The sequence below is a fragment of the Streptomyces oceani genome (genome assembly GCF_001751245.1).
GTDB lineage: Bacteria > Actinomycetota > Actinomycetes > Streptomycetales > Streptomycetaceae > Streptomyces > Streptomyces oceani.
This window is the reverse complement of sequence record NZ_LJGU01000104.1, coordinates 100758-109121: the sequence shown is the minus strand read 5'-3', so window position 1 is coordinate 109121 and position 8364 is coordinate 100758. Positions and strand designations below refer to the sequence as shown.

Sequence of the window (8364 nt, the reverse complement as noted above, 5' to 3'; positions counted from 1 at the left end):
GGCCCCGGACGCCCCGCCGGAGGCCGTCCCGGTCATGGCCGAGGCGCCGCCCCCCGCAGCGGGCGCCGGACCCGCGGCCGGACCGGTGCGCTTCCACTCCACGTACGCCTCCGGGATCTCCTCCAGGAACCGGGACGGCGGGTTGTACTGCGGCCTCCCCCACACGCTGCGCATCACCGAGCGGGTGAGCATGAGCCGTTCCCGGGCGCGGGTGATGCCGACGTACGCCAGCCGACGCTCCTCCTCCAGCTCCTTGGGCTGGCCCAGCGCCCGCTGGTGCGGGAACACGCCGTCCTCCAGGCCGGTGAGGAACACCGTCGGGAACTCCAGGCCCTTGGCGGTGTGCAGCGTCATCAGGGTGATCACGCCGGTGTCGTCCTCCGCCGCGTCCTCGTCCGGGATCTGGTCGGAGTCGGCGACGAGGGCGACCTGTTCCAGGAACTCCGCCAGCGTGCCAGGGTTCTCCTCGCCCCGGTCCTGCTCGAACTCCAGGGCGACCGCGGCGAGTTCCTGAAGGTTCTCCACCCGGGTCTCGTCCTGCGGGTCGGTGGAGGTCTGCAGCTCGGCGAGGTATCCGGTCTGCTCCAGCACCGCCTCCAGCACGGTCGCGGGACCGGCACCGGACTCCACGATGGTGCGCAGTTCCTCCATCATGGTGTTGAACCGACGCACCGCGTTCGCCGAGCGCGCGGCCATGCCGTACGCCTCGTCCACCCGTACGAGCGCCTGCGGGAACGTGATCTTCTCGCGCAGCGCCAGGGCGTCGATCATCGCCTCCGCGCGGTCTCCGATGCCCCGCTTGGGGACGTTCAGGATACGGCGCAGCGGCACGGCGTCCTCCGGGTTCGCCAGGACGCGTAGATACGCCAACACGTCCCGGACCTCCCGACGCTCGTAGAAGCGCACCCCGCCCACGACCTTGTACGGAAGCCCCACCCGGATGAACACCTCCTCGAACACCCGGGACTGGGCGTTGGTCCGGTAGAAGACCGCGACGTCGCCGGCCCTCGTCTCCCCGGCGTCGGTCAGCCGGTCGATCTCGTCGGCGACGAACTGCGCCTCGTCGTGCTCGGTGTCCGCGACGTACGCGCGGATACGGGCGCCCTCGCCGGCCTCGGTCCAGAGGTTTTTGGGACGGCGGTTGTCGTTGCGCTCGATCACCGCGTTGGCGGCGCTGAGGATGGTCTGGGTGGAGCGGTAGTTCTGTTCCAGCAGGATGGTCTCGGCGTCCGGGTAGTCCTCCTCGAACTGGAGGATGTTCCGGATGGTCGCGCCCCGGAAGGCGTAGATCGACTGGTCGGCGTCGCCGACGACGCACAGCTCCGCCCGCTCCGGTCCCGACTCGTCCTCGCCCGTACCCACCAGCTCCTTCACCAGGGTGTACTGGGCGTGGTTGGTGTCCTGGTACTCGTCGACCAGTACGTGGCGGAAGCGCCGACGGTAGTGCTCGGCGACGTCCGGGAACGCCTGGAGGAGGTGCACCGTCGTCATGATGATGTCGTCGAAGTCCAGCGCGTTGGCCTCACGCAGCCGCGCCTGGTAGAGGGAGTACGCCTCGGCGAGGGTCTGCTCGAAGCCACCGGCCCGGTCACCGGAGGTCTGGGCCGCGAAGTCCTCCTCGTCGATCAGCTCGTTCTTCAGGTTCGAGATCCGGGCGCTGAAGGTCTTCGGTGGAAAGCGCTTCGGGTCCAGGTCCAGGTCCCGGCAGACCAGCGCCATGAGGCGTTTCGAGTCGGCCGCGTCGTAGATCGAGAAGCTGGAGGTGAAGCCGAGTTGCTTACTCTCCCGGCGAAGGATGCGGACGCAGGCACTGTGGAAGGTGGACACCCACATGGCCTGGGCCCGCGCCCCCACCAGCTCCGTGACCCGCTCCTTCATCTCACCGGCGGCCTTGTTGGTGAAGGTGATCGCCAGGACCTGCCCGGCGTGCACCCCCCGCGCGCCCAGCAGGTACGCGATCCGGTGGGTCAGCACCCGGGTCTTCCCGGAGCCCGCGCCCGCGACGATCAGCAGCGGCGAGCCCGTGTGCACGACGGCTTCCCGCTGCTGTCCGTTCATACCCTCCAGCAGCGTCGCGGGGTCGATCACCGTACGCGGCGCGCCGTCCAGGTGGTACGGGTCCCGGCCGGTGCCGCCCGCGAAGGTGCCGGAGAACAGGTCGTGCGGCACGGGCTCCGGCACGGACTGCTCGTCCTGCTCGGGCGGAGGCGGCGGCCCGTCCTCGGCCGGGGGCTCGGACCCGAGCTCGTGGGCGAGGCTGGCCAGGAAGCTGTCGTCGAAGAGGCTGCTCATCGTCGTCCGAGTCTAGGCTGCTGCACGGACAGCCGGCGGGCGGTATCGGGAAACCGACGGAGGAGCGGAAAGCCGACGACGGGCCCGGAAGCCGACTGAGGACCCGGCGAGCCGCTCGGCTTCGGAGGGTATCGGCCCGCTGCGCACCGCATGGCCGAACCCGGTCGCCGCCACGGACCTCCCACCCGCGCCGGTGGAGCAGATAACGGACGGATCTCGGATGTAGGGCACCCCAGCCTTCACACCAGCCCCACACCTTCGCTACGGTGCCGTGCCAGGCAGTCCGTACCCCCAGTCGGCGAAAGCGCCGGCACGGGCCGCCTCCGCCGAGTCCGGTCCCGACCGGAGCCGGGGACCCAACACGACACCGGGGTGAATCGGAGCACCAGCCGTGCTCCGTAGGACCGCCTTCCGAGGTCCGAACCCGACAGCTAACCCGGTAGGCGGTCCTTGGAAGGAGTCGCTGGTCTTGGCGTCCCATCGCAAGCCCCGTGCCCGTACTCACCTGTCGGCCGCGAGCCGACGCGGCACCGTCGGTGTCACCACCGCGGCCCTCGCCTCCGCCACGCTGCTGACGCAGAGCGCGAGCGCCGACCCGCAGGACGACAAGCCGTCCCTGGAAGAGGTGAAGCAGCGGGTCGACAAGCTCTACCAGCAGGCCGGTCTCAAGACGCAGCGGTACAACGCGGCGAAGGAGCAGACCGACCAACAGCGGAAGACGGTCGACAAGGCCCTGGACGCGGTAGCCAAGCGCACGGCCAAGGCGAACGACGCCCGGCGGGCGCTCGGCCAGTACGCCACCGCGCAGTACCGCAACGGAGGCGCCTCCGGCACCGCCACGCTGCTGCTCACCGAGGACCCGCAGGGGTACTTCAGCCAGCAGCACCTGATGGGCCGGCTGACGGAGCGCCAGAAGCAGGCCGTCGGCGAGTTGGAGAAGCAGCAGCGGACGGCGAGCACGAAGCGGGCCGAGGCCAGCAGGGAACTCCGCTCGCTGACCTCGGCGCAGAAGCGTCTCAAGAGCAGCAAGCAGGACGTGCAGACGAAGCTTTCCCAGGCGCGGGAGCTGCTCTCGGAACTGACCGCAGAGGAGAAGGCGCGGCTGGCCGCGATCGAGCGGGAGAAGCGCGCCGAGGCGAAGCGCGAGGCCAAGGAGCGGGAGGAGCGCGAACAGCGGGAGAACGAGCGGCCGGGCGGCGGCACGGACGAGTCCCCCGACGCGCCGGCCACCGGGCAGGTCGACAAGGTACTGGCGTTCGCCAAGGCGCAGTTGGGCAAGCCGTACGTGTGGGGAGCCGCCGGGCCGAACTCGTACGACTGCTCGGGCTTCACCCAGGGCGCGTGGAAGGCCGCCGGGGTGTCCCTGCCGCGTACCACCTTCGACCAGGTCGAGGTCGGCACCAAGGTCGCCAAGTCCGATATGCGGCCCGGGGACTTGATCTTCTTCTACGACGACATCAGCCATGTCGGCATCTACGTCGGCGACGGTCAGATGATTCACGCGTCAAAGCCGGGCGATGACGTGAAGTACGAGTCGGTCGACTACATGCCGTTCCACAGCGCGGTGCGTCCCGGCTGAGCTGAGCGGGTTGCTGACGGCTTGGGCCGGCGGCCCGGGCGGGGGGTCGTCGATGGCGCGGGAGTTCCCGTACGCCGGCCGACGGGCTCCGGCGTACGGGAACCGGGCGTACGGGGCTCCGCGCGCCCGGGTCCCTGCGTACGCGCCGCCGGCCTGCGGGACACGGCGGAGTCGGTCGGTCAGATCCCCGCCTGACGCGCGGCGGTGAGCCATGTCGGGAACTCGCCCAGGAGCTGGTCGTACACCTCGCTGTCGGCGACGGCGCGTGGGTCGGCCCCGGCGTGGAAGAAGCCGGCGTTGTCGACGACGCGCTTCTCCGGTACGGGCAGGTCGTCCAGTTTGTGCAGGAAGGCGAACTCGTCATCGTCCGGCGCGCCGAACCCGATGAACTGCCAGAACAGCGGCAGGCGCGCCGCCTTGCACAGGTGACGTTCGGCGGCGAACCGGCTCGTCGGTCCGCCGTCGGTCTGGAACACCACCAGCGCCGGCGCCTCGTTGCCGGAGGCGAGGTGGTGGTCGATGACCTCGTCCATCGCCCAGTGGTAGTTGGTGCGGCCCATATGGCCCAGCTCATCGTGCAGTTGCTGGACACGGCCCCGGTAGTCGGTCAGCGACAGCAGCGCGGTGCCGTCCACGTCTGTGGAGAAGAACACCAGTGGCACGGCGCCGTCGTCATCGAGATGCGCCCCGAGCGAGAGCACCTGCTCGGCGAGGTGCTGCACCGTACCGTCGCGGTAGTACGGCCGCATACTGCCGGAGCGATCCAACACCAGGTAGACGGCGGCTCGTTCCCCCGCGAGGCCGTTGTTGCGCAGGCTGACGCCGGCCTTCTTGTAGAGATCGACCAGCCCGGGCGCGGTGCTCTCCACCGTGCTCAGGCCGGCCCCGGACTCCAGCGGCATCTCTCGGTCCCTCCCGTGTGACTCCGGCGCGACGTGCGTTCTCGTGCCACGCGTACGCGTTTCACGCGTACGCGTCCGTGCTGTGCTGTTCTCCCATCCCGTACGCGGTGGCCGACCGACGGCACTGCCGAGCTCCTGCCCTCGCTCCCGGGACGTCCGATCGTGCTTCAATGACCGGATGCTGCGACGCAGGCCGCCACCGGAACTCGGCAAGCTGATCGACAAGCATCATCCACTCCACCCCGTGCTGGGCTGGGGTCTGATCGTCCTCGTCACGCTGGTGCTCACACCGTTCGCGACGAACGCCGAGCCAGCGCCATGGCCGGTCTACGCCCTCGTCTTCGGGGGACTGTTCTACCTTGAGGCGCTCGTCCTCGCACCACACTTGCTCCTCGAACACCGTCTGTACGAGCACGGTGTCGTGCTGCGCACCATGGTGATCGGCACCCCGATCTACGTCATACCGCACTACACGGTGCAGCCCCGGCTCATGAGCGCGGTATCGCGCGACCGCTCGGGGGACTCGACCTACGACAGTCCGCACCGGCGCAAGTGCGCCTGGTCGCGACCCAGTGTCCGGCTGTACGGCTTGGCGCCGGAGCACGCGCGGCAACTCGGCAAGGGGAGGGTGAGCTGGGACGCGGCGGGGCGCCAGGGTTCCGGAGAACTGCCGGACGGGAGTCGGTCGTTCAGTGGGCAGACGCACTGGGAGATCGACTACCAGGACGCGGAACACCAGCGGAAGTTGATCATCAGTACGGCACTCGCCAGTCACCACACCCGGCCGTACTTCAAGGGGTGGGGCTGAAGTGGCGGAGGAGCCTGTGGCAGTTGAGGGGGCGGGCGGAACGAGGTGGGACGGCCAGGCGACCGGAGCGGCCCTGGGAGACCAGGACGACCGAAGCGACCGGAGTGGCGAAGTCCGTACGTGCTGACGGGTTGCGTGCGGCCGGTGCGACCCGGAAGCTCTTCCCCACTTCGTGATGTCGTGCGCGAGCGTCACGAGACATAGGCATGCCGGACGTATCCAGGAGGCCGATCCCCCATGTCGCTGTCAGGCCAGGTAGGCGGCGGGCACGGGCCGTTCGACGGCGTCGGGGCCAGCGGTGGCGTAGCGGGCGGGCCTGGCGGCAGCGACATGCGGCCTGGCGCCGTGCGGAACATCGCCAAGCGGTACGCGCTGCTGCCGCTACGGCTCTTCCTCGGCGTGACGTTCACCTACGCCGGCGTCGACAAACTCACCGACTCCGGCTTCCTGACCGGTTCCGGTGCCGGCTCCTTCGCGGGCCTGCTGCACAGCGTGCATGACACCGCAGCCGCGAGCTGGCTGGTCGACCTGGCGCTGAGGAGCCCGGCGGGCTTCGGATACGCCATCGCCTGCGGTGAACTCGCCGTGGGGCTGGCCACTCTCGCGGGTTTGTGGGCACGGCTGGCCGCCACCGGCGGCGCGTTGCTGTCGCTGGTCTTCTGGCTCACGGTGAGCTGGTCGGCGGAGCCCTACTACTACGGCAACGATCTGCCGTATCTGATGGCCTGGACCCCGCTGATCGTGCTGGGTGCCCCGCTGCTCTCCCTGGACGGGCTGCTCAGTGCCCGCCGCCGACGCAAAGGGCAGCACATTTTCGGTTGAAGCGCTCTCATGTGGGGTGCGTTGGGGGTACTGCCACGGGATTCCTCCGCTTGACCCTCGATGCTGCTACGCGTGAGCGCCGCACCGTGCTCGGCGGTGCCGCGAGGACGTTCACCGGGCACTCGACCGTTCCACGTTATCCGTCACCTCCCGGGTCGAGTGCCGGCGTCCGCATGCCCGCACGCCTCCCACCATGGCGTTGCCCAATACTCCGACGGCGGCGGCGGCAGGCACGAGCAGGAGCAACACGACGGTTGGCGGCTGCACCACCCCGACGCCCTCCAGCACGTACACCACCCCCGCGCCGGTGATCGGTAGGCCGTACAGCAAACCAGCGGGCTTGAACGACTGCCGGTTCATCGCGTCGTGGCCTCCTTTCCGGTGTTCTCCCCGCCACCCTCCGACGAGAGCCGCAGCACGGACGCGTCACCGACACCGACGTCGACCACGAGTCGGAGCGTCCCGTGGGAGTCGGCTGACTGCCCGGCTCCGAGAGTGCGTTTCAGCGAGAGATTGAAGCCACCTCCGGTGTCCTGGCCGACGTCTCCCGGCACGCGGTAACTGCCCAGGCCCAGCTTGATCTCAACCCGCACCCTCATATCCTCGGGCACCAGAACCCGCAGCTGTCCGGCACCGACCCGAGTCTCCACCCGCTCGGTCCGCCCCTTGGGTACCCGGACGTCCGTGAGATCCAACTCACCCTGTCCCGAGCCGATCGCGTACCTATCGCGCACCTCAGCGACGGAGGTCGGTGCCCAGCGTCTCTCGTCGACCTGGCTGGATATGTCGTCCGGCATAACGGACGTCCCCACCAGCAGGGCGGCGGCCAGAATGATGCCGAAGAGCGTCCCGCCGCCCGTACGCCCCCGGAAGGCACTGGCTGCCAGGCCGAGGCCGAAGACCGCCAAGGCACACCCGAGGCCCGCTGCCAGGCTGGCGCTGAGTGGCTCCGAGGACCAGGTCAGAGACGTGCCCAGGGAAGCTGCCAGACAGGCGAGCAGGAAGGTCACACCGTCCAGGCTTCGCGGTCTCTCCGGGCGCGGGTCGTTGCCCTTGCCCCGCGCGACTCCCCTCGGGTCGTACGGGCCGTGCGCGTAGCGACCCTTCGCGGACGAGTCCGCGGGGCCCTCCGGGTCCTCTCCGTACGGCGCCATGCTGTCCGGCCCCCAGAGATAGCCCGTACGCGCGCCCACCCCGGCTCCTGCCTGCTCCCTGACCGGCTCCCGCCACCAGGAGGGGGCGGACAGGGTGGGCGGGGCCTGAGTCTCCGGTGGCGCGTTGGGCACCGTGTGCAGGGACGCGGAACCCGAGGTGGTCGGATCCGCCGGCGCTCTTCGCTCGGCGCCGGATGCGGGGACCTCACCCCTCGAGTGTCGACGCTGCGACCAGTACGCCGCACCGAAGACCGCTGCCGCCAGCCCGACGGAGAAGGAGGCTTTCGTGCCGCTGCCGAGGGAGACGAGGGACAGGCCACCGCCGACGAGCGCGACGAGCGCAGCCGTGAGCGAACTGCCCTCGATCCGGCCCGACAGCAACCGGCGCGCTTCGTTCTCCCGCTCCCCCTCGGCGGGAATCAGCAACCACGCGATCCCATACCACACCAGGCCGAGCCCGCCGATCAGCGAGAGCACGGTCACCGGCACGCGGAAGATCACCGGGTCGAGGTCGAAGTGTCGCCCCAATCCCCCGCAGACGCCGCCGAACACCTTGTCCGCGCGGCTACGCGTGATCTTTCGTCCCACTGGCGCCACCGACACACCAGAGGTGTCCCGCGAACCGTCGGACGAATCCGTCGGAGGGGACTCCCGCGCTCCGGACGCACCGGACTGGTCTTCTGCCATGACCCCATCGTGGACTGCGAACCGTGAGCGGGGTATCGGGGGCGTCCCGGAGCTATCCCTGATATTCGGGAACGACCGCGGGCGCCACGGCCGATCCGGTACTGCTGGGGGTTCCGCTGG

At 69.8% G+C, this 8364-nt stretch carries 7 protein-coding genes and 1 riboswitch; of the genes, 3 read left to right on the top strand and 4 right to left on the bottom strand.

Annotated features, from left to right (window positions below):
• On the bottom strand, positions 1 to 2292 hold a 2292-nt coding region (pcrA, locus tag AN216_RS04325), incomplete at its 3' end, for a DNA helicase PcrA (RefSeq protein ID WP_070195238.1).
• 314 nt (positions 2293 to 2606) lie between these two features.
• Positions 2607 to 2753: riboswitch (cyclic di-AMP (ydaO/yuaA leader) on the top strand.
• Positions 2754 to 2761: 8 nt separating this feature from the next.
• Here pcrA and AN216_RS04320 point away from each other — a divergent pair.
• On the top strand, positions 2762 to 3871 hold the full coding sequence (locus AN216_RS04320) for a C40 family peptidase (protein WP_070195237.1): 1110 nt from the start codon (positions 2762 to 2764) through the stop codon (positions 3869 to 3871).
• A 179-nt stretch (positions 3872 to 4050) separates the two neighbouring features.
• Here the strand turns inward: AN216_RS04320 and AN216_RS04315 are convergent, their stop codons facing one another.
• On the bottom strand, positions 4051 to 4773 hold the full coding sequence (locus AN216_RS04315) for a VWA domain-containing protein (protein ID WP_070195236.1): 723 nt from the start codon (positions 4771 to 4773) through the stop codon (positions 4051 to 4053).
• 178 nt (positions 4774 to 4951) lie between these two features.
• Between AN216_RS04315 and AN216_RS04310 the strand changes: the two genes are divergently transcribed.
• Together AN216_RS04310 and AN216_RS04305 are read left to right on the top strand one after the other, a co-directional pair.
• Complete coding sequence (locus AN216_RS04310) at positions 4952 to 5581, top strand: hypothetical protein (RefSeq protein WP_070195235.1); 630 nt, start codon at positions 4952 to 4954, stop codon at positions 5579 to 5581.
• 237 nt (positions 5582 to 5818) lie between these two features.
• Positions 5819 to 6403 (top strand): DoxX family protein, encoded by a 585-nt coding sequence (locus tag AN216_RS04305; protein ID WP_079166237.1) that lies wholly within the window; start codon positions 5819 to 5821, stop codon positions 6401 to 6403.
• A gap of 111 nt (positions 6404 to 6514) precedes the next feature.
• Here the strand turns inward: AN216_RS04305 and AN216_RS04300 are convergent, their stop codons facing one another.
• On the bottom strand, positions 6515 to 6763 hold the full coding sequence (locus AN216_RS04300) for a hypothetical protein (protein ID WP_070195234.1): 249 nt from the start codon (positions 6761 to 6763) through the stop codon (positions 6515 to 6517).
• Positions 6760 to 8244, bottom strand: coding sequence for a PspC domain-containing protein (locus tag AN216_RS04295; protein ID WP_079166236.1), 1485 nt, complete (start codon positions 8242 to 8244; stop codon positions 6760 to 6762). The genes AN216_RS04300 and AN216_RS04295 overlap by 4 nt, the downstream gene beginning before the upstream one ends.
• Positions 8245 to 8364 lie beyond the last annotated feature (120 nt).